Source organism: Streptomyces sp. 3211.6 (assembly GCF_003634815.1).
GTDB lineage: Bacteria > Actinomycetota > Actinomycetes > Streptomycetales > Streptomycetaceae > Streptomyces > Streptomyces katrae_A.
Genome location: NZ_RBXC01000001.1, coordinates 477,328 through 496,431 on the forward strand (window position 1 = coordinate 477,328; position 19,104 = coordinate 496,431).

General features: G+C 74.1%; 21 protein-coding genes. 5 read left to right on the plus strand and 16 right to left on the minus strand.

The window, feature by feature from the left end; translation table 11 throughout:
- Positions 1–88: 88 nt before the first annotated feature.
- Positions 89–481: a hypothetical protein gene (locus tag BX286_RS37325; RefSeq protein WP_261993317.1), complete on the plus strand. Its 393-nt coding sequence runs from the start codon at positions 89–91 to the stop codon at positions 479–481.
- Between the two features lie 78 nt (positions 482–559).
- Positions 560–1,561 carry a cytochrome P450 gene (locus tag BX286_RS02480; RefSeq protein ID WP_315974687.1) on the plus strand — a complete coding sequence of 334 codons (1,002 nt, stop codon included), beginning with the start codon at positions 560–562 and terminating at the stop codon, positions 1,559–1,561.
- A 3-nt stretch (positions 1,562–1,564) separates the two neighbouring features.
- Here the strand turns inward: BX286_RS02480 and BX286_RS02485 are convergent, their stop codons facing one another.
- From BX286_RS02485 to BX286_RS02510, 6 genes are all read right to left on the minus strand, one after another.
- Positions 1,565–1,834, minus strand: coding sequence for a hypothetical protein (locus BX286_RS02485; protein ID WP_079431128.1), 270 nt, complete (start codon positions 1,832–1,834; stop codon positions 1,565–1,567).
- A gap of 88 nt (positions 1,835–1,922) precedes the next feature.
- Positions 1,923–3,146: a glycosyltransferase gene (locus tag BX286_RS02490; RefSeq protein ID WP_121017500.1), complete on the minus strand. Its 1,224-nt coding sequence runs from the start codon at positions 3,144–3,146 to the stop codon at positions 1,923–1,925.
- 5 nt (positions 3,147–3,151) lie between these two features.
- Positions 3,152–3,952, minus strand: coding sequence for a MerR family transcriptional regulator (locus tag BX286_RS02495; protein WP_079431127.1), 801 nt, complete (start codon positions 3,950–3,952; stop codon positions 3,152–3,154).
- A 51-nt stretch (positions 3,953–4,003) separates the two neighbouring features.
- Positions 4,004–4,912 carry a LysR family transcriptional regulator gene (locus tag BX286_RS02500; RefSeq protein ID WP_100862186.1) on the minus strand — a complete coding sequence of 303 codons (909 nt, stop codon included), beginning with the start codon at positions 4,910–4,912 and terminating at the stop codon, positions 4,004–4,006.
- Positions 4,913–5,120: 208 nt separating this feature from the next.
- Entirely contained in the window at positions 5,121–5,633 is a 513-nt protein-coding gene (locus tag BX286_RS02505) for a GNAT family N-acetyltransferase (RefSeq protein WP_121014436.1), read from the minus strand.
- A 28-nt stretch (positions 5,634–5,661) separates the two neighbouring features.
- Positions 5,662–7,062, minus strand: a complete 1,401-nt coding sequence (locus tag BX286_RS02510; RefSeq protein ID WP_121014437.1) for a PQQ-binding-like beta-propeller repeat protein — start codon at positions 7,060–7,062, stop codon at positions 5,662–5,664.
- A gap of 96 nt (positions 7,063–7,158) precedes the next feature.
- On the opposite strand from BX286_RS02510, the gene BX286_RS02515 reads away from it, so the two are divergent.
- Together BX286_RS02515 and BX286_RS37330 are read left to right on the plus strand one after the other, a co-directional pair.
- Positions 7,159–7,491, plus strand: a complete 333-nt coding sequence (locus BX286_RS02515) for a YnfA family protein (protein ID WP_079431123.1) — start codon at positions 7,159–7,161, stop codon at positions 7,489–7,491.
- 82 nt (positions 7,492–7,573) lie between these two features.
- Positions 7,574–8,047, plus strand: a complete 474-nt coding sequence (locus BX286_RS37330; protein ID WP_079431122.1) for an amidase family protein — start codon at positions 7,574–7,576, stop codon at positions 8,045–8,047.
- 37 nt (positions 8,048–8,084) lie between these two features.
- Here BX286_RS37330 and BX286_RS02525 read toward each other — a convergent pair whose 3' ends face one another.
- The 5 genes from BX286_RS02525 to epsC form a co-directional block, all read right to left on the minus strand.
- On the minus strand, positions 8,085–8,870 hold the full coding sequence (locus BX286_RS02525) for a class I SAM-dependent methyltransferase (protein WP_079431121.1): 786 nt from the start codon (positions 8,868–8,870) through the stop codon (positions 8,085–8,087).
- Positions 8,871–8,962: 92 nt separating this feature from the next.
- Positions 8,963–9,670: a helix-turn-helix transcriptional regulator gene (locus BX286_RS02530; protein WP_100862190.1), complete on the minus strand. Its 708-nt coding sequence runs from the start codon at positions 9,668–9,670 to the stop codon at positions 8,963–8,965.
- Between the two features lie 7 nt (positions 9,671–9,677).
- A complete protein-coding gene (locus tag BX286_RS02535; protein ID WP_237293203.1) occupies positions 9,678–11,030 on the minus strand; it encodes a nucleobase:cation symporter-2 family protein in 1,353 nt (450 codons plus the stop codon).
- A gap of 530 nt (positions 11,031–11,560) precedes the next feature.
- On the minus strand, positions 11,561–12,637 hold the full coding sequence (locus tag BX286_RS02540) for a PLP-dependent cysteine synthase family protein (protein ID WP_079431118.1): 1,077 nt from the start codon (positions 12,635–12,637) through the stop codon (positions 11,561–11,563).
- Between the two features lie 123 nt (positions 12,638–12,760).
- On the minus strand, positions 12,761–13,339 hold the full coding sequence (gene epsC / locus BX286_RS02545; RefSeq protein ID WP_185117220.1) for a serine O-acetyltransferase EpsC: 579 nt from the start codon (positions 13,337–13,339) through the stop codon (positions 12,761–12,763).
- Positions 13,340–13,733: 394 nt separating this feature from the next.
- Between epsC and BX286_RS02550 the strand changes: the two genes are divergently transcribed.
- Positions 13,734–14,924, plus strand: coding sequence for an MFS transporter (locus BX286_RS02550; protein WP_079431117.1), 1,191 nt, complete (start codon positions 13,734–13,736; stop codon positions 14,922–14,924).
- A gap of 15 nt (positions 14,925–14,939) precedes the next feature.
- Here BX286_RS02550 and BX286_RS02555 read toward each other — a convergent pair whose 3' ends face one another.
- From BX286_RS02555 to BX286_RS02570, 5 genes are all read right to left on the minus strand, one after another.
- Positions 14,940–15,800, minus strand: a complete 861-nt coding sequence (locus BX286_RS02555; RefSeq protein ID WP_269467134.1) for an amino acid ABC transporter ATP-binding protein — start codon at positions 15,798–15,800, stop codon at positions 14,940–14,942.
- A gap of 13 nt (positions 15,801–15,813) precedes the next feature.
- On the minus strand, positions 15,814–16,614 hold the full coding sequence (locus BX286_RS02560; RefSeq protein WP_079431115.1) for an amino acid ABC transporter permease: 801 nt from the start codon (positions 16,612–16,614) through the stop codon (positions 15,814–15,816).
- Entirely contained in the window at positions 16,611–17,381 is a 771-nt protein-coding gene (locus BX286_RS02565) for an ABC transporter substrate-binding protein (RefSeq protein WP_121017501.1), read from the minus strand. The genes BX286_RS02560 and BX286_RS02565 overlap by 4 nt, the downstream gene beginning before the upstream one ends.
- Positions 17,382–17,637: 256 nt before the next feature.
- Positions 17,638–17,805: a hypothetical protein gene (locus BX286_RS36365; RefSeq protein ID WP_159036679.1), complete on the minus strand. Its 168-nt coding sequence runs from the start codon at positions 17,803–17,805 to the stop codon at positions 17,638–17,640.
- A 390-nt stretch (positions 17,806–18,195) separates the two neighbouring features.
- A complete protein-coding gene (locus BX286_RS02570; protein ID WP_079431114.1) occupies positions 18,196–18,861 on the minus strand; it encodes a DUF4360 domain-containing protein in 666 nt (221 codons plus the stop codon).
- Positions 18,862–19,104 lie beyond the last annotated feature (243 nt).

Below are 19,104 nucleotides of genomic sequence, written 5' to 3' on the forward strand. Positions count from 1 at the left end.
CAGCGTCGCCGCCTTCGCCCACGGACTGCCCGCGACCTTCCAGCACGACACGGACTTCTGCGTCCGTCCCGAGGACGCCGACGAGGCCGTGCGGGCACTGGAGGCCGGGGGCATCGCCATGCGCCGCGCCCCCGAGGACTGGCTGGTCAAGGGGCGCGCGAGCGGTGAGGAGATCGACCTGATCTTCGAGCTGGCCCGGCGTCCGGTGAGCACCGCGCTGCTGGAACGGGCGCCCGTCAAGGCCGTGGACTCGGTGTGGATGCCGGTCCTGTCCCCCACCGACCTCATGGACAGCCGCCTCGCCGCGTTGTGCGAGCACTACTGCGACTTCGGGGACCTGCTGCCGATGGCGCGCATGCTGCGCGAGCAGATCGACTGGGAGCGCCTCGACCGCGACCACCGGGACTCCCCGCTGGCCGACGCCTTCTTGTACCTGCTCGGCACGCTCCGCGTCATCAACCGCCCGGCCAGGACCGTATGACCGGGCGGAGGAACGGCGGTCTTTTCCTCCGCCAACGCCCTGCTGCCCGACATCACGCCGGCGGAGGCGGCGCTCGGGGTGCTGGCGCGCGGGTTCGGACCGCGGCAGACCATCGTCTCCTCCGATGGGGCCGTCCACCGGCGCCACCGCGCCCCGCTCAACCGGGCCCTGTCCACCGCGCGGTCGGCGGCGGTGCTGCCGTACGCGCGGGAGTGCGCCCGGGAGCTGGTGGCCCGGGTCGCCGAGGCCGGGTCCGCCGAGCTGGTGGAGGCGTACGCGCGCAAGCTGCCCGGGCTGGTGGTGGGGCGGGTGATCGGGCTGGACCCGGCGGACGTACCGGCCGCGGTGCACGGCGGGTACCGGGCCGGGGAACTGCTGTTCCGCCCGCTGGCGCCGCAGGAGCAGGTGGCCGCCGCCGAGGACGTCGTCGCACTGCAGCAGTTGCTCGACGGGTACGTCCGCGAGCGCCGGGCACGCCCCCGTGAGGACCTCTGCTCGGACCTGGCGGCCGCCGCCGCCCCGCCGGGCGCCGGGCTCGGCGAGGAGCAGCGCCACGAGCTGGTGGCCCATCTGCAGAACCTGCTGATCGCCGGGTTCCTGACGACCAGTGCGCTGATCGCCACCACCCTGATGCACCTGCTCGCCGACCGGCGCCAGTGGGAACTCCTGTGCGCCGATCCGGGGCTCGTCCCGGCGGCGGTGGAGGAGGGGCTGCGTTTCGACTCGGCGGTGCAGGCCTTCCGCCAGGTCACGACCCGGCCGCTGGAGCTCGCCGGGACGCGGCTGCCCGCCGGCGCCGCCCTCCTGGTGGCGTACGCGTCGGCCAACCGGGACGGGCGGCGCCACGAGGAGGCCGGCGTCTTCGACATCCGCCGGGCCGCGAACGGCCGGCACCTCGCCTTCGGGCACGGCGCCCACGCCTGCCCGGGCCCGCACCTGGCCCGCGGCCAGCTGCGGCTCACCCTGGAGCTGTTCACCGGGGCCCTGCCGGGCCTGCGGCTCGACGCGGCCCGGCCCGCTCCGCGGATGCGCCCCACCCTTGTCCACCGCTCGCCGGAGGCCCTGTACGTGACCTGCTGAGTGTCAGTCGGCAGCAGCCGGCGGGCGGTTCCTCCTGGAGTGCAGCGTCCAGTGGAACTTGCCGCCGCCGACCCACCGGACCTCGTCCAGGTCGTCGAGGTCGTGGATGACGACCCCGACCTCGGCGGCGATCAGCAGCACGTCCGTCATCGACGTCGCCCTGCCCACGACCTCTCCGTCCACCTCGACGATCCGGAACGGCGGGTCGCCCTGCTGGACGGAGAGGACGGTGATGCGCGCCGGGGACATGTGGGGTACCGATCCTTCAGTCATGGGAAGACGGTTCCACGAGGTGGCCGGTGACGGGCGCGGCGACACGATTTCGGGGCTCCGATCCGCCGCTCGCGGCGCCCGTCGGCGCTCACCGCGCGCGGGCCGCCCCTTCGACCGCTTCGAGGACCCGGGCCGCTCCGTCCTCGGCGGCGATGTGCCGCGCCGCGGCCCGCGCGGCCCGGGCGTACGCCTCCTGTCCGACCACCCGCTCCAGCGCCGCGGCGAGCGATTCGGCGGTGAGGGAGCGGAAGGGGACGGGAGCGGTCGCGGCGCCCAGCGCGGCGAGGCGGCGCGCCCAGAACGGCTGGTCCGCGGTCACGGGGACCGGCACCGCGGGGACCCCGGCCCGCAGCGCGGCCGCCGAGGTGCCGGCCCCGGCGTGGTGGACGACCGCGGCCAGCCGGGGGAAGAGGAGGGCGTGCGGGACGTCGCCGACGACGAGGACGTCCGGGCCGGCGCCGGCGGCGGCGAGTCCGGCGGCGCCGCTCTGGAGGATGCCGCGCAGTCCGGCGCGGCGCAGGGCCCGTACGGCGAGCTCGCCGAGGCGTTCCCCCTCGCCGGAGGCCATGCTGCCGAAGCCGATGAGGACGGGGGGCGGGCCCGCGCGGAGGAAGTCCTCCAGGTCCCCGGGCAGCCGTTCGGCCGGGTCGAGGTGGGGCCACCAGTTGCCCACGACGTCCAGGCCCGGCCGCCAGTCGGCGGGGGTCGGCACCAGGGCCGTGCTGCAGCCGTGCAGTACGGGCCAGTGCGCCCGCTCCCGGCGCCGGCGCATGGCCGAGGCGGTGAGCGGCGGCAGGGCGAGGCGGTCGCGCAGCCGGGCGACGCCCTGCTCGCTGATCCGGTCGGCCATGCGCAGGGCGAACCGTCCGGCCGCGCGGTTGCCGGGCCGGCCCAGCGAGCGGGCGCCGGTGACCACGGGCGGGAAGTCGCCGGTGGGGGCGGTGGGCTGGAGGTAGACGCCGAGGCTGGGCGTGCCGGTGGCCTCGGCGAGGTGCCAGCCGAGCGGGGCCGTGGTGGTGGACAGCAGGAGCAGGTCGGTGCCCTCGTCCACGGCGTCGGCGAAGCCCTGGCCCAGTTCGGTGAGGAACGCGGCGGCGGTGCGCATCAGCTCGCGCCGGCCGGTGACGTCCCCGCGCGGCCGGGTGTCGGCGTGCAGGGCGCGGAACTCCAGGCCCGCGGCGTGCACGAGGGGCGCGAAGGGGGCGGTGGTGGCCAGGGCGACCTCGTGTCCGGCGGCGCGCAGTGCGGCGCCCAGGCCGGTGTAGGGGTCGACGTCGCCGCGTGATCCGGCGGCGGCGATGAGTATCTTCAGTGTCTTCATCGGGTTTCTTCCGTGTCGGTACGGCCGTCCGCGCGGCGCGCCGCGTTGGCGTGGACGGCCTTGCAGAGGTAGGCGGCGAGGCCCGGGCGCTGCTGCGAGGGCGGTACGACGAGGGCGAAGGCGCGGGGGTCGGCGAGGAAGTCGTCCGCGATGCGCCGGTGCATGTCGGGCGGGCAGGAGGTGAACCACCGCGAGACGTGCAGGCGGTGTTCCTCGGCGAGGTCCATGGCCCGTTCGCCGTCGCTGGGCTGCGCCTCGTCGAAGGCGGTGAGCAGTTCGGCGCGCCATGCGGTGGCCTCGCGCATGAGCCGGCGCCAGTCCTCCTTGGTGTGGGCGGCGGCGCGGGCCATCGCCTCGCGGCGGCCCTGCGAGCCGGTCCACTTCAGCTCCGCCTCCGTGGCGTAGCTCAGGTCGAAGGTGATCTCGCCGAACACTTCGAAGCGTTCCTCCGGGGTCAGCCGGACCCCGGTCTGCTGGACCTCGATGGCCCGCGCGGCCACCTCGGCGAGCTGCCGCAGGCGGGCGATCTCCTCGCCGAGCTGCCGCTGCCGGGCCTGGAGGTGTTCCAGGACGTTCGCCTGCGGGTCCCGGAGGATCGCGGCCGTGTCCTCGAGGGTGAAGCCGAGCTCGCGGTAGAAGAGGATCTGCTGAAGGCGCGCCAGGTCGGCGTCGTCGTAGAGCCGGTAGCCCGCCTGGCTGCGGCTGCCCGGGGAGAGCAGCCCCGCCTTGTCGTAGTGGTGCAGCGTACGCACCGTCACCCCGGCGAAGGCCGCGACCTGTCCCACCGAATAGCTCATGCACCTGCCCTTTCGTCGGCGTCCAGCCTGGAGCCTGACGTGGGGTGAGGGTCAAGTCCGGACGGTGGCAGCCGGGTCGGCGCAGGCTGCGGCGACCGTGTCGGCGAAGGCACGGGCAAGCGGGGTGAGGGCGTCCCAGCGGCGGACCGCCCAGCCGACCGGGAGCGGGGGCAGGTCCGTCACGGGGACCAGGCGCAGCGGCCCGCCCGCCGGTGCCCGCAGTCCGGGGACGGCCGGTACGACGGTGTGCCCCAGGCCGAGTTCGGCGAGCAGGAGGGCGGTGTCCCAGTCGGCCACGCTGGTGTCGGAGCCGACGCGGACGCCGAGGCCGGTGAGGGCCGCGTCCAGGCGGGCGCCGGAGAGGGAGTTCGGCGGGAGGCGCACCAGGCGCAGGTCCGTGAGGTCGGCGGCGCCGATGGCCGGGCGGGCCGCGAGCGGGTCCTCGGCGCGTACGGCGAGGACCCAGGGCAGGTCGACCACGGGGCGCTGCTCGATGCCGGGGACCGGCGGGCCGATGGTGACCCAGGCGAGGTCGAGGGTGCCGGCCAGCAGGGCGTCGAAGCAGCGGCGGCTGGAGGTCTCCGTGCGGAACTCCAGGCTCACCGCGGCGTGGCGGCGGCGGAAGCCGACGATGGCCTCGGCCATGAAGTGGCGGACGGTCGCCCCGCCGGTGCCGACCCGTACGGAGCCGCCCTCGCCGTCGGCCAGTTCGCCGATGCGGCGCAGCGCCCGGTCCAGGGCGCCGATGCCCTCGGCGGCCGCCTCCTGGAGGATGCGTCCGGCGGGGGTGGGCACCACGCCGCGCGGCCGGCGCTCCAGCAGGACCGCCCCCGTCTCCCGCTCCAGCCGCTTCACGTGCTGGCTCACCGCGGACTGCGTGCATCCCAGTTCCCGCGCCACGCCGCTGAGGCTTCCGGCCCGGCAGACGGCCAGGAACACCCGTAGATCGTCCAAGGTCACAAACCCCAAGCTAATGCTTGGGGTTGCCTTAGAAAACCCCAGGATTGACTGGGCTCGTGGGGAGGGGCAGGATCTTCCGTGGGCCCAGGCGGCAACCCGTCCGGCGCCCGGACCGGTTCCGGAGCCGGTCCGGGCGCCGGACGGGTGCCGACCACCACACCGCACGCTCCGCGTCGCCCGTCCCGGCGCCGTCCGGGCAGGGCGCTCGTCAGCGCCTCAGTTCGGCGGCCAGGAGGTCCATCAGGAGGCCGTCGTGCCAGGTGCCGTCGGCGCCGCGCTCGTACTGGCGCATGACGCCGACCGGCCGGAAGCCCACCTTCTCGTAGCAGCGGATCGCCGCGGTGTTGTCGGCTGCCGGGTCGATGACGAGCCGGTGGTGGCCGTGGTCGTCGACGAGGTGGCGGGCGAGGGTGCGGACCGCGTCGGTGCCCAGGCCCCTGCCGTGCACGGCGGGGTCGAGGAAGAGGTCGATGCCGGCGTGCCGGTAGTCCGGCTCCTCCTCGGAGTACCACTGGATCATGCCGACGATCCGCTGCTCGTACCTGATGGTGAGGCAGACGATGCCGGGGTCCTCCAGGTCCCCGGCGATCTCCCCTTCGAGGTCGTCCTCGCCCCGCCACCGGGCGCGGACCTCGGGCATGGCCCGGATGGCGGCCAGGGCGGGGATGTCCTCGGTGAGGGTGGGGGCGAGGACGACGGACACACCGTGCAGCACTGTCATGGGCAGGGAGGATAGGCGACCGGCCGCGTCACCAGCCGAGGACCGGTCCCAGGTCGAAGACCGGCGGGAGGGCCCCTCCGGGGTCCAGGTTGACGAACGTCCGCCCGTACAGCACCGTCCGGTCCCCCATCGGGAGGTCGCGCACGCGCAGCACCGCCGGCTCTGCGGTCGCGGTGCCGGTGCGCGGGTCCAGGTCCCACAGGTGGCTGTACGGGCCCCGGGAGACCACGGCGACGCGGCCCCCGGCAGCGGCGCCCAGCGTCCGGACCGACCAGTCGTCGCCGAGGGGACGGCGCCACAGGAGGCGGCCGTCCGTCAGTGAGAACCCGGCCAGGACCTCCCGCTCCTCCCGCTCCGGGACCGCCACGACCAGGACGTCGCCGAGGCGGATCCGGCGTCCGTCCGCCGACGGGACGTACGGGGAGCCCTCCGTGTGCTGTCCGCCCCGCGCGTCGAAGACCAGGAGCCGGCCGCCCGCGATGACGGCCGCCGCCGGGGCGGCCGAGACGATGGTCGCGGGTTCGGCCCCGGCCGGCAGCGAGGCCCGCCAGGCGGGGGTGCCGGTGGCGGGGTCCAGTGCGAGGAGTTCGCTGCCGCCCGGGGCGGAGCGGGCCGTGACCAGGACGCGGTCCGGGCCGGCCCGGAGGCCGGTGGCGGTGGCGCCTTCGGGCAGGGGGGAGCGCCAGCGCTCGGTGCCGGTGGCGAGGTCACGGGCCACGACGGTGCCGCCCGGCGCCGTCAGGACGAGGGAGCCGCCCGCGGACACCGTGCCCGACGGGTCCGGGACGTCCTGCGCCCACAGCTGCCGGCCGGAGGCGAGGTCCACGGCGACGAGGCGGCTGCCGCACACGCCGCCGCGCCCATACACCAGGAGCCCGGTCCGGGCGGGGGTCTCCTCGCTCATCCCGCAGACCGCCGCCCCGTCCGGGGGCGCGGCGATGCCCCAGCCGTGGCGGCCCTCGCCGTCGTACGCGCTCACCCCGTCCGTGCGGACCCGGATCACGGAACCGGACCCGTGCTCCTCCCAGGCCCCCAGCGGCCTGCCTGCGGCCGGCCCCTCCGGGACCTGGTAGCCGAAGAGGGTCAGGTGCGGGCCGCGCAGCCACTCGAACCCCTGCCAGGCCGGCAGCAGCGCGGCCGGGGACAGGAAGAGGGCCACCGCCCAGAGCGCCGCGGACCGGTACGCGCGGCCCCGCAGCACCGCCCACCACAACAGGGAGGCCCCCGCCACGGCGGCGAACGCCCACAGCAGCAGCCACCCGAGCCCGCGCGGGCAGCCGCCGGCGCTGCACACGACCTCCGTCATGTCGACGGCGACCAGCTTCACGCACAGCACGGCGTACAGCACCGCCACGGCGGTGAGGGCGCAGGCGGCGACGAGCCGCGCCCCTGCCCACAGCCGCGCCCCGAACGACGATCCGTTGTCCACGTTTCCCTTACCTGCCTGCCGGCCTGCCGCCCGCGGTGCGGGCGGCAGGCGACCGCTGTTAGTTTCGGTGCCTCTCCGTCTCTGAAAGTGGTTGACGTGCTCGTAGTCCGCTCGGTTGCCCTGTTCGCCGCCGCCGCCCTCTTCGAGATCGGCGGCGCCTGGCTGGTCTGGCAGGGGGTGCGGGAGCACCGGGGGTGGGCGTGGATCGGTGCGGGGGTGATCGCCCTGGGCGTCTACGGGTTCGTCGCGACCCTGCAGGAGGACGCGCACTTCGGCCGGATCCTGGCCGCGTACGGCGGGGTGTTCGTGGCCGGGTCGCTCGCCTGGGCCATGGTCCTCGACGGCTACCGTCCCGACCGGGCGGACGTCATCGGGGCGCTCATCTGCCTCGCCGGGGTGGGCGTGATCATGTACGGGCCGCGCGGATAGCCGTCCCCGGAGGCGTGGTCACGCCACGCCGGGCGGCCGGAAACCCCCGGCACGGCGTCGCGGCCGGGCCGAGACCGGCCCGATGGACATCGGAATAGCGCTGCCCCAGTACGGAGGCCACGCCCGCCCCGAGTGGATCGTGCCGTTCGCCCGCCGGGCCGAGGAGGCCGGCTTCGGCCGGCTGTGGGTCGGCGACCGCTCCCTCGCACCGGTCTCGCCCAGCCGCGGCCGCGATGAGCAGCCTCGGACCTGGCGACGTGGACACGATCACCGCGCCCAGCCTCCGCTTCCACTCGGGCTGATGACCTCCACCGAGGACGATCCCCTGCGTGCGGTGCGCAGCAGCGGGCCCTTCGTCGCCTTCCCGGCCGTGGTCGCCAACATCACCGGCGCTCCGGCCATGTCGGTCCCCCTGTACTGGTCGGACGAGGGGCTGCCCGTCGGGGTCCACTTCCTGGGCCGCGTCGGCGGCGAGGCCGCCCTGCTGCGCCTGGCCGCACAGCTCGAACGGGCCCGGCCCTGGGACGGGCGCCGGGCGCCCGAGGCCCGCGCGTGACGCCGTACGGGCCACGGGCGGGGGCCTTCGCGGTGGTTCAGGCGGCGCGGCGTCCCCGGGCGGCCCAGGCCCGGGCGTGGAGCGGGACCGAGCCGTCCGCCGCCCGGGGCAGCGCGGCCTTCAGCCGCTCGCGCAGGGCGGCGCGGCGGTCCTCGGGGAGTCCGGCCAGGTAGGTGGGGGCGGGGCCCTGTCCGCCGAGGAAGGGGGTCCAGTAGTCGTCGAAGTCCGGGAAGGGGGTCGGTACGCGGATCTCCTCGGTCTCCACGTCCGCGAGTCCGGCGCCAACCAGCAGCGCGCGCAGTGCCGTCCGGGTGCACAGGGGGAACCGGACGGCCTCGTCCAGGGTCCGGGCCTGCGGGTCCAGGGCGGTCGCGGCGTCCCAGAAGGCCCGGATGGCCTCCATCCCGCCCTCGCCGTAGTCCCAGAGGTAGACCCCCACCAGTCCGCCGGGGCGGACGACGCGCACCATCTCGGCGGCCGCGCGCGGGGCGTCCGGCACGAAGTTGAGGACGAGTCCGCTGACGGCCGCCGAGGCGGCGGCGTCGGCGAACGGCAGGTGCACGGCGTCGGCCCGGACGAACCGGGCCCGTGGGTCGCGGACGTGTGCGCGGGCGTACGCCAGATAGCCCTCCGAGGGGTCGATGCCGACCACCGCCGCCGGGTCGGCCGCGTCCAGCACCGCCTGGGTGACGGCGCCGGTACCGCATCCGACGTCACGCCAGCTGCCGCCCGGGGCCGCGTCCAGCCAGCGGACGAACCGGGCGGCCACCAGGCGGCTCCACCTCCCGACGTACGGCTCGTACGCCTCACCCGCTGCCCACATCGGCCCGTCCTCCCGGAACTCCCGCGCCCGTCCCGGCCATCATGCCGGGCGGCCGGCGCCGGGGGCGGCGGCGCACCGGAGCGGCGGGGCCCTCACCGCCCGGCCGGGTCCGGGCCGACGCCGGCGAGGGAGCGGAAGCGGTCCGGCAGGGCCCGCAGCCAGGCCGCGCGCTCCGCGGCGATCTCGCGCAGCCGGGCGTCGTCGTTGCGGGCGACGAGGTGGCCCATGTAGCGCTCGTCGAACCGGGTGTACTCACGGTGCAGCGCCTTCAGTGCGCGCGCCACCCGCCGTTCGTCGGCCTGCGCGAGATGGGCGAGCGCGGCGACGTGGACCTTCCAGCGCCCCTCGACGGCCTGGTGCAGCAGGCCGACGAGTTCGTTGTCCCGGTCGAGGACGCCGAGCAGTCCCTCCAAGCTCAGGCCGAGGGCGTCGGCCAGGAGCAGGGTCTGGCGGTCGGTGCCGGGCCAGCGGTGTTCGGCCTCCGCGCGGGCGTACGCGTTCGGGTCCATGCCGATGCGCTGGGCCAGGCGTTCGGCGGTGAACCCGCGGGCCAGCCGGTGTTCCCGCAGGGTGGCGGGCGTGACGGCCATGAGGACCGCGACCGGGCACCACAGGGCGTCGGCCAGGGCGAGGAGCTCGGGTTCAGACGGGGCGGCCGTACCGGATTCCCAGGCGTGGACCGCTTCGTGCGGCCGGTGCATGCCCAGCTGCGCCATGGCGGCGACGACGTGGCCGGGCGTCATGCCCAGGCGCTCGCGCGCGGCCCTGGCCTCTGCGGGGGAGAACGGGGGTGTGGACACGGGCGGATCACCTCGCCGGCGGGGCGTCGGCGAGGGTGTCCCAGTCGATCTCCTCCCGTGCCGTGCGACCGGTCAGGCTGTGGAAGAACAGGTTCAGCAGCACGGCGGTGAGGCTGCCGAGGGTGATGCCGCTGCCGAGGACGGCGCGCAGCTCCGTGGGCATGCGTTCGAAGAACGGCCCCACGGCGGCGGGCAGCATCGCGGCGCCCAGGCTGAGGGCCAGGATCAGGGCGTTGCGTTCCTCCCTCAGGTCGACCTTGGCGAGGATCTGGATGCCGACGGTGGCGACCATGCCGAACATCGCGACGGCGGCGCCGCCGAGGACCGGGTGGGGGACGGAGGCGACGACCGCTCCGGCCTTGGGTACCAGGCCCAGGAGGATCATCAGGAAGCCGGCGGCGACCACGACGAACCGGCTGGTCACCCGGGAGATCCTGACGAGGCCGATGTTCTCGGCGAAGGCCACGTAGGGGAAGGAGTTGAAGACGCCGCCGAGGACGGTGGCCATGCCGTCGGCGCGCAGCGCCCGGCCGACGGTCTCGCCGTCGACCTCGCGGCCGGTGATCTCGCCCATGGCGTAGACGTCCCCGGTGGTCTCGACCATGGTGATCACCATGACGACGACCATCGCGAGCATCGGGAAGAGCTGGAACTGCGGTACGCCGTAGTGGAACGGGGTGCTGACGCCGAGCCAGTCGGCCTGTTCCACCGCGCCGAGGTCGGCGTCGCCGAGCAGCCAGGCGGCGGCGGTGCCGCCGACGAGGCCGAGCAGGATCGCGACGCTGCGCAGGAAGGGGCCGCCGAAGCGGGAGAGGAGCAGGATCAGCAGGAGGGTGCCGCCGGCGTAGGCGAGGTGCTGCGGGGCGCCGAAGCCGGGCTTGCCGATCAGGTCGGTGCCGCCTCCGACGTCTTGCAGGGCCACGGGTATGAGCACGATGCCGATGACGGTGAGGAGGGTGCCGGTGACGATCGGGGGGAAGTACTTGGCGAGCCGTCCGACGAACGGCGCGAGCAGGAAGGTGGCGACGCCGCCGGTGATCACGGCGCCGTAGACCACCAGCAGTCCGGCCGTCCCGCCGCCCGCGCCCTGGCCGATGGCGATCATCGGGGAGACGGCGGTGAAGGTCGCACCCTGGACGAGCGGCAGGCGGGCGCCGATCCGCCAGAAGCCCCAGGCCTGGATGATGGTCGCGATGCCGGCCGTGACCAGGTCGGCGTTGATCAGGTAGACGAGCTCCCGGGGGGAGAGTCCGAGGCTGTTGCCCAGGATGATCGGTACGAGGACCGCGCCGGCGTAGAACGCCAGGACGTGCTGGAAGCCGTACAACGACAGCTGGGAGAACGGGGGGACCACGTCCACGGGGTGACGGTCGGCTGCCGGGGTACGTCGGCGCGAGGCCAGTGGTGCCATCTCTGCCTTGCCTTCGAGGGTAGGTGAATGAGAGGGAACGCGACGCGGGGTCGCGTGAAAAGGGGGATGTGCCTCGGAGGAGGGCGCGTACGGGCGACCGCTCGGATCGGGCGGCTCGCGGGGCGTGGGACGGCACGGGGTTGCCGGTGCTCGTCCGGGCGCTGTGAGGCGGAACGGGGCCGATACTGTCGGAGGTCACGGGGTTACGCAAGTCATCGGCCGTGTTTTTGTTAGTCAAACCCGCAGGTAACTTGCGAATCGATGGTGAAGTGGCTTCTTCGCTTCGGATTCCGTTGCGTTGGGCACCATTGCGCAACTGTCCTTGGAGCGGCGCGACTTCACGGCCCCGGACGGGAGCGGCGGGCGGCTCGCCACGCACAGGACCGGCCCCTCGGCGCCGGGGGGCGCGTCGAGGGGCCGGTCCTGTGCGGCGCGGCGAGCCGGGTACGGCACGCCGTCGTGCGGCCTGGGCCGCTCGGTCAGGCCTTCGTGGTCAGGGCCAGGGGCTGCTCGGGGGATTCCTGCGGAGTCCGCGGAGCCTGTCGGGCCGGCTGCGGGGCGGCCGGGCTGCGGGCGGCGGAGGGCTTGCCGGCCGATTCCCGGGCCGCGGCCGCCTCCTCCTCTTCCCAGAGGCTGAGGTAGCGCTCGCCGGTGTCGGGCAGCAGCGTGACGATCGAGGCGCCGACGTAGTCCGGGTGGGCGGCCAGCCGGGCCGAGGCGTGGGCGACTGCACCCGAGGAGACCCCCGCGAAGATGCCCTGGCGGCGGGCGAGCTGCCGGGCGCCGGCGACCGCGTCCTCGTCGGTGACGGTCACCACGTAGTCGATCAGCGAGACGTCGGTCGTGGGGGCCACGAAGCCGCCGTTGAGACCGGGGATGCGGTGCAGGCCCCCGGTGCCCTGGGTGAGGACCGGGGAGTTCTCCGGCTCGACCGCGACGACGCGTATCCCCGGGTTCTGCTCCTTGAGGTACGCGGCCGTACCGGTCAGGGTGCCGCCGGTGCCCACACCGCAGACCAGGACGTCGACGCGGCCCTCGGTGTCGGCCCAGATCTCCGGGCCGGTGGTCTCGTAGTGGGCCCGGACGTTGTCGGCGTTCTCGTGCTGGCGGGGGAACCAGGACCCGGGGGTCGCCGCGTGCAGCTCCTCGGCCTTGGCTATCGCGCCGGAGTAGCCCTGCTCCCGCGGGGTGCGCACGACGTCCGCGCCGAGCGCCCTGAGCATGCCGATCCGCTCACGGGTGGCGCTGTCGGGGAGCACGATGACGCAGCGGTAGCCACGGGCGGCGCAGAGCGCGGCCAGAGAGATGCCCGTGTTGCCGGAGGTGGCCTCGATGACGGTGCCGCTGCCCGGGGTGAGCTCACCGCGCCCCTCGGCGGCCCGCAGCATGTAGAGGGCGGCACGGTCCTTGCTGGTGGACATCGGGTTGGCGGCCTCGAGCTTGGCCAGCACTTGAGTGCCCGGGGCGGTGTCCTCGAAGTGGAGGCGGATCAGCGGGGTCGAACCGATCAGGTCCTCGATGCTGTCGGCGATGGGGCGCGTCTTACGGCTTTCCACGTGTGGTTCCTCACAAGTCGGGTCGTGCGGCTGCCTGTCGGGGGTGTTCGTACGGTCCGCCCGTACGCCGACGCAGTTCGTGGGGGGCAGTGCGAGGCGGGGAAGGGGAACGGCGGCCGGGGCCTACCAGGAGCCGGCGGAGGCGGTCACCGCGTACAGGTCCTCCATGGGCTGCGGCTGCTCGCCGACCGCCTTGATCACGGCGGTGGCGGCCAGGACGCGGGCCCCCGGGGGGACGTCCTTGTTGACGAGGGCCTGGGCCCCGATGACGGCGTGCTCGCCGATGGTGACGGGGCCGAGGACCGTGGCGTTCGTGCCGAGCACGACGTGGTGGCCCACCACGGGGTGGCGGCGTTCACCCACGGGCCGCTTGTTGTCGCTCCACCAGCCGACCGCTCCCAGGGTGACCTGGTGATAGATCGTCACGTCGTCCCCGACCACCGCGGTCTCGCCGATCACGACGGCCGCGCCGTGGTCGATGAACACGCGCCGGCCGAGGACGGCGCCGGGGTGGATCTCCACCGAGGTCTTGCGGCGCGCCTGCCAGGCGATGAGCCGGGCGGTCATGCGCATGCCACGCCGGTGCAGGCGGTGGGCCACGCGGTGCGCCCACAGGGCCGGCAGGGCGGCGTGCAGCAGGGCCTCGCGGCGGTTGCGCATGGAGGGGTCCTGGGCGACGACGACGTCCAGGTCCTCCTTCATGATCCGGAGCAGCCCGGGCTCCCGGGCGGTGGTGTTCAGCGGGGCCCGTCGGGTACTCCCCGACTTCGGAACGGTCTTCACCAGGGCAACTCCTTTGTTTCTCGGCCTCCCGGCCGGCAGGCTCCGCGCACGCGGGGGACGGGTGGGCCCCGCAGGACCGCCGCATCCGGGTCGGAGCGGCGGTGGAATGCGCATGCCCTCCGGCCCGCGTCCGTGCCGATACGGTGCCAGCGCCGGCCGCAGCCCGGCTGGACCACGGCTCGCACCGCACCGGAGGACGGCTGGAGGACCGCCCGGGAACACCTGCGCGAGCGCCCCGCACGCGGTCCGGGCCGCCCGGCGCGGTCGCGCGCCTGACCGGCGCGGGGTGGCGGGTGGGGTTACCGTCGGCGGCATGGACGGTGATCGCCGGGGATGGCGGCAGTGTGTGCTCGGCGGGGCGGTGTTCGCGGTGTGCATGACCGGCACCACGCTGCCCACCCCGCTCTACGGCCTGTACCAGGAGAAGTTCTCCTTCTCCGAGCTCACGGTGACGGTCGTCTACGCGGTGTACGCCTTCGCGGTCATCGGTGTCCTGCTGCTGGCCGGCAACGCCTCGGACTCGGTGGGCCGGCGGCCGGTGCTGCTGACGGGGCTGGGCTGTGCGGCGGGGAGCGCCGTCTGTTTCCTGGCCGCCTCCGGACTGCCCTGGCTGTACGCGGGCCGGCTGCTGTCGGGCCTGTCCGCCGGGCTGTTCACCGGCGCCGCCACGGCGTACGTCCTGGAGCTGGCCCCGGAAGGGGGCAGGGGCGGGGCCACGTTCGTGGCCACGGCCGCCAACATGGGCGGCCTCGGCTGCGGTCCGCTGCTCGCCGGGGTGCTCGCGCAGTACGCTCCCTGGCCGCTGTACCTGCCGTTCGCCGTGCACTTCGCCCTGGTGGCCGGGGCGGCCGCCGTGGTGCTGGGGTTGCCGGAGACCGTGCGGGAGCGGGGCCCCCTGGCTGCCGTGCGGCCCCAGCGGCCGGGGCTGCCCGCGCAGGTGCGGCCGGTGTTCGGGCCGGCGGCGATCGCCTCGTTCGTGGGCTTCGCCCTGTTCGGGGTGTTCACCTCGGTGAGCCCGGCGTTCCTCTCCGCATCGCTCGGGGTGCACGACCACGCCGTGGGCGGACTGGTCGTCGCGCTGGCCTTCTTCTGCTCCACCGCCGGGCAGCTGGCCGCCGGGCGGTTCGGGGTGCGGCGTTCGCTGCCGCTGGGCTGCGCGGGCCTGCTGGGCGGGCTGGCACTGCTGGCGGGGGCCCTGCGGTGGGAGCTGCTGGTGCTGGTGGTGCTGAGCGCGCTGGTCGGCGGCTGCGGGCAGGGGCTGGCGTTCCGCGGGGCGCTGTCGGCGGTGGCCGGGGCCTCGCCGGAGCACCGGCGGGCCGCGGTGATCTCGACACTGTTCGTGGTGGCGTACTTCGGCATCTCGGTGCCGGTGATCGGTGTGGGGCTGCTGGTGGGTCCGGTCGGGCTGGAGGGCGCGGGGCTGGTGTTCATCGCCTGCATGGCCGTCCTGGTCGCGGCCGCGGGCGCCTACCTGCTGTGGCGGCCGGTGCGGACCGAGAGCTGAGCGGCCGGGGCCGGGTCAGCCGCCCGCCCGCGGGCCGCCTTCCCCGCCGGCCGTCCCCCGGCCGCCGTCCTCGTGCCCGCCCGGGGCCGGGGCGGCGGCCGGATCCAGGACGCGGTTGAGGAAGTCACGGGTACGTTCCTGGGCCGGCCGGGTCACCACCTGCTCCGCGGGCCCCTGTTCGACGATGACACCGCCGTCCATGAACACCACCCGGTCGGCGACCTCGCGGGCGAAGCTCATCTCGTGGGTGACGACCATCATCGTCATCCCCTCCCCCGCCAGGACCCGCATCACCGACAGCACCTCGCCGACGAGTTCGGGGTCCAGGGCCGAGGTGGGCTCGTCGAAGAGCATCACCTCCGGTCCCATCGACAGGGCGCGGGCGATCGCCACGCGCTGCTGCTGCCCGCCGGACAGCTGGGCCGGGTAGGCGTCCGCCTTCTCCGCGAGGCCCACGCGTTCCAGGTTCTCGCGGGCGACGGCGGCGGCCTTCTCCTTGTCCCGGCCCAGGACCCGGCGTTGCGGGAGGGTGAGGTTGCCGGTGACGCTCACGTGCGGGAACAGGTTGAACTGCTGGAAGACCATGCCGATGCGGCGGCGCGCGGCGTCGATGTCGACGTCGGGGTCGGTGAGCTCCGTGCCGCCGACGAAGACCTGGCCCCGGCTCGGTTCCTCCAGCAGGTTGACGCAGCGCAGCAGGGTGGACTTGCCCGAGCCGGAGGGCCCGATGACGCACACGACCTCGCCGCGCGCGACGTCGAGGTCGATGCCGCGCAGCACGTGGTTGTCGCCGAAGGACTTGTGCAGTCCCCGGATCTCGATCTCCGCGCGCTCCGCGCCCATGGTGTTCCCCGCCGTTCCCGTGGTCCGTGGCATGGTGTCCTCCTCCTCACGTGGCCCGGTCCGCGCGGGCCTCCAGGCGGCGCACCACGAAGCTCAGCGGCACGGTCACCAGGAGGTAGCACAGGCCCGCGACCAGGATCGGGGTGGAGTTGGCGGTCTCGCTGGCGAGGTCCCGGCCGAACTTGGTCAGCTCCCGTTCCTCCAGGGTGACCCCCAGGAACAGCACCAGCGAGGAGTCCTTGAACAGCAGGACGAGCTCGTTGGTGAGCGGGGGGATGACGATCCGGAAGGCCTGCGGGATGATCACGGACACCATGGCGCGGCCGTAGGAGAAGCCGAGCGAGCGAGCCGCCTCCATCTGGCCCTTGGGCACGGCCTGGATGCCGGCGCGGATCGTCTCCGCCATGTAGGCGGCGGCGACCAGGCCGAGGCCCAGCGCGACCTTCCCGTACGTCCCTCCGGGGATCGCGGTGCCGGGGAACGCCAGGGGCACGGCGACCCCGACGAAGATGAAGATCAGCAGGGCGGGCAGGCCGCGGAACAGCTCGATGTAGACGCTCGCGACCCAGCGGTAGGGGGCCACCGACGACAGCCGCATCATGGCGATGACCAGCCCGAGCACCAGGCCGAAGGCGAACCCGGAGAAGGTGTACACCACCGTGTTGCGCAGGGCGGTGGTGATGATCTGCGGGAAGAGCCGCGCCACCAGGTCCTTCTGCGCGAACTGGTTCTGCAGCCGGTCCCAGTCGGCCAGCACGCCCACCAGGACCAGCACCGCCACGAAGACCGCGTACTGGACGCCCTGCCAGACGCGGCGCCGCTGGCGCCGGGTCAGCCGAGAGGTCACGACGCTGCCTGGGGCAGCGGGCCGATCCACTGCTCGTAGATCTTCTTGTAGGTGCCGTCGGCCTTGGCGGTGGTGATGGCCTTGTCGATGGCGGCGAGGAGGGCGGAGTTGCCCTTCTTCACGGAGAAGCCGTACTTCTCCCCGGTCTCGATGTTCTGTCCGAGGACGAACGCGGAGGCGTTCGCCTTGTCCTTGAGCCAGCCCTGGACGACCGGGTAGTCGATGACGACCGCGTCGACCTGGCCGGTGCGCAGACCGTTGAGGACCGCGTCCGAGCTCTCGAACGCGACGGGGTTGAACCCCTGGCTCTTGGCGTAGCTCTCGCCGGTGGTCTCGGCCTGGGCGCCGAGCTTGGCGGACTTGGCCTTGACGTCGGCGAGGGAGGTGATGCCGCTCTTCTTGGTCGCCAGCAGGGCCTGGGTGGCGTCGAAGTAGGGGACGGAGAAGTCGACGTTCTTCTTGCGCTCGTCGGTGATGGTCATGCCGGCCGCGGCGAGGTCGCACTGGCCGGAGTTCAGGAAGGCGCCGGTCTTGAAGTTCTCGAACGGGGTGTCGAGGATCTTCTGTTCGACCTTGAGGTTCTGGGCGACGAGGTCGATGAGGGCCACGTCGAAGCCGACGACCTTGCCGTTCTGCTCGAACTGGAACGGGGGGTAGGGCAGATGGGTGCAGGTGGTGAGCTTGCCCTTCTGCACGACGGGGACTCCGCCCGCCGCCTCCCCGGGCCCGCTGTCGCCGGAGGAGGAGCAGCCCACGGCGAGGAACATGCCCGCCGCGGCGGCGGCGCAGGCCGTTGCCCGGAGGCCGGAGCGGCCGCGGGGGCCGCGGCGGGTGCTGTTGCGCTGACTGCGGTGTCCTTCGGCCGTGCGGAACACGGTTGACCTCCACGGGTGCAGGGCGGGCGGCGGTCGCGGGACGGGACCGTCCGATCGAGATCGTAAGCCCCTGTGGAGCGCGGCGGCGGGTGATTCGCGATGCGGCGGGTCCGGGGACGGGTCCGTGGCCCCGTCCCCGGACGCCGCGTCAGCGTGGGGGCCGGTGGGGGTTCGCGGCGGGCGCCGGGGCGGGCGAGCCGCCGGGGTCTCCGAGGGGCTCGGACTCCTCCAGGCCTTCCAGGCCGGGGAACCGGTAGGGGTCGAGTGCCCAGCGGGGCGTGCGGGATGACAGTGCGTACGTCGGTGTGGTGTCCATCGAACCTCCCGAATGTAGTTACTGACTGTGATGAGTTATTACTCTGTGCACTCGGTTGCGAGGCGGCTGCGACTCCCACCCGAACGCCCCCAATGACATTTCTTCACATGACGTACACACCGTCAGCCCAGGAGGACGCAGCCGGCTCGGCGTAGCGGAGCCGCAGGCCGGCGGGGGCGCTGCGGAGGCTGACTTGTCGGGGGCCGGTTCGCGGTCGACGCGGGCCCGGATCACCGCGGCCGGGCCTTCGACGCCAGGGCCCTGGCTCACAGCCGGGCGGCGGCCGGTCCGAGCAGGTCCCGGCCGCCGAGGGCGGCGAGACGGGCGGCTCCGCCGTGCTCGAGCAGGTTGAGGCAGCCCACCGCCTCCGCGTCCGCCGGGCGACCGGTGTCAGCGGCGCTGCGGGCAGGTCTTCCAGGTGAAGTGGTACTTGGTGTTGATGCTGCCGTCGGTGGAGTCCATGGTGAGGAAGCTGGTGGTCCTGGCCGGGTCGGAGGTGCCGGCCTGGGTGAGCAGTTCGGTGTTGATGTTCAGGTTCCGCTTCGCCCCGCAGGGGTGGAAGACCAGGGCTTCGACGGGGACGGTGTCGGAGACCTGCCAGCCGTTCTGGAGGGGGCCGCGCAGGGTGTGGCTGCGGCTGGCGGTCTGGGACATGCCCTGGAAGTAGTAGCTGGCCTTCTGGGTGGCGCTGGCGCCCTGCTGGAGGCTGGCGAAGCCGCGGTAGTCCGCCTGGGCGATGGCGAAGGTGTAGCCCTGCGGGACGTTGAGGCTGAGTCCGAGCTGGCAGTTCTTGCGGAAGTCGGTCGGCTTGGCTTCGGGGCCCACCTGGGCGAGGTATTCGCTGTACGTCACGGTGAAGGCCGTGTTGTCCGGGGCGACGGCCACGGTGGCGCTGCCGGGGCGGCAGCCCGAGCCGTTGACCTGGACCACGTCGATGGTGATCTGCTCCGGCGGTGCGAAGGACGCGTTGCCGCCGCTCGCGGCTCCCGCCGAGGGGGTGAGAGCGGCGGCGGCGAGCGCGGCGGCCGCGCCGGCGGTGAACACCGTTCTGAACATGTGGGGGTCCTTCCGATCGCTGCGATGCGTGATCGGCTCGAACCGTTCCACACTCCCCGGGCCCGGCCGGGCAGGCGCGGCAGGCACCACCCCGGGGACCGGGCCGCGGCCACCCGTCCGGGGGAAACCGCCCCGCCATCGGCCGCCGAAGCGCGGGTATGAGCCGACGAATGCGGCGTTTTGGCTCACAAGTGGCGGCCGTCGCGGCCGCGCGACGGCAGACTGGGCGGGTCGGCGCCCCCA

Coding starts and splice junctions, on each gene's coding strand:
- BX286_RS02485 (WP_079431128.1), bottom strand. CDS start 1,834: ATGACTGAAGGATCGGTACCCCACATGTCCCCGGCGCGCATCACCGTC.
- BX286_RS02495 (WP_079431127.1), bottom strand. CDS start 3,952: ATGAGCTATTCGGTGGGACAGGTCGCGGCCTTCGCCGGGGTGACGGTG.
- BX286_RS02505 (WP_121014436.1), bottom strand. CDS start 5,633: ATGACAGTGCTGCACGGTGTGTCCGTCGTCCTCGCCCCCACCCTCACC.
- BX286_RS37330 (WP_079431122.1), top strand. CDS start 7,574: ATGGACATCGGAATAGCGCTGCCCCAGTACGGAGGCCACGCCCGCCCC.
- BX286_RS02525 (WP_079431121.1), bottom strand. CDS start 8,870: ATGTGGGCAGCGGGTGAGGCGTACGAGCCGTACGTCGGGAGGTGGAGC.
- epsC (WP_185117220.1), bottom strand. CDS start 13,339: ATGAAGGAGGACCTGGACGTCGTCGTCGCCCAGGACCCCTCCATGCGC.
- BX286_RS02550 (WP_079431117.1), top strand. CDS start 13,734: ATGGACGGTGATCGCCGGGGATGGCGGCAGTGTGTGCTCGGCGGGGCG.
- BX286_RS02555 (WP_269467134.1), bottom strand. CDS start 15,800: ATGCCACGGACCACGGGAACGGCGGGGAACACCATGGGCGCGGAGCGC.
- BX286_RS02565 (WP_121017501.1), bottom strand. CDS start 17,381: ATGTTCCTCGCCGTGGGCTGCTCCTCCTCCGGCGACAGCGGGCCCGGG.
- BX286_RS36365 (WP_159036679.1), bottom strand. CDS start 17,805: ATGGACACCACACCGACGTACGCACTGTCATCCCGCACGCCCCGCTGG.
- BX286_RS02570 (WP_079431114.1), bottom strand. CDS start 18,861: ATGTTCAGAACGGTGTTCACCGCCGGCGCGGCCGCCGCGCTCGCCGCC.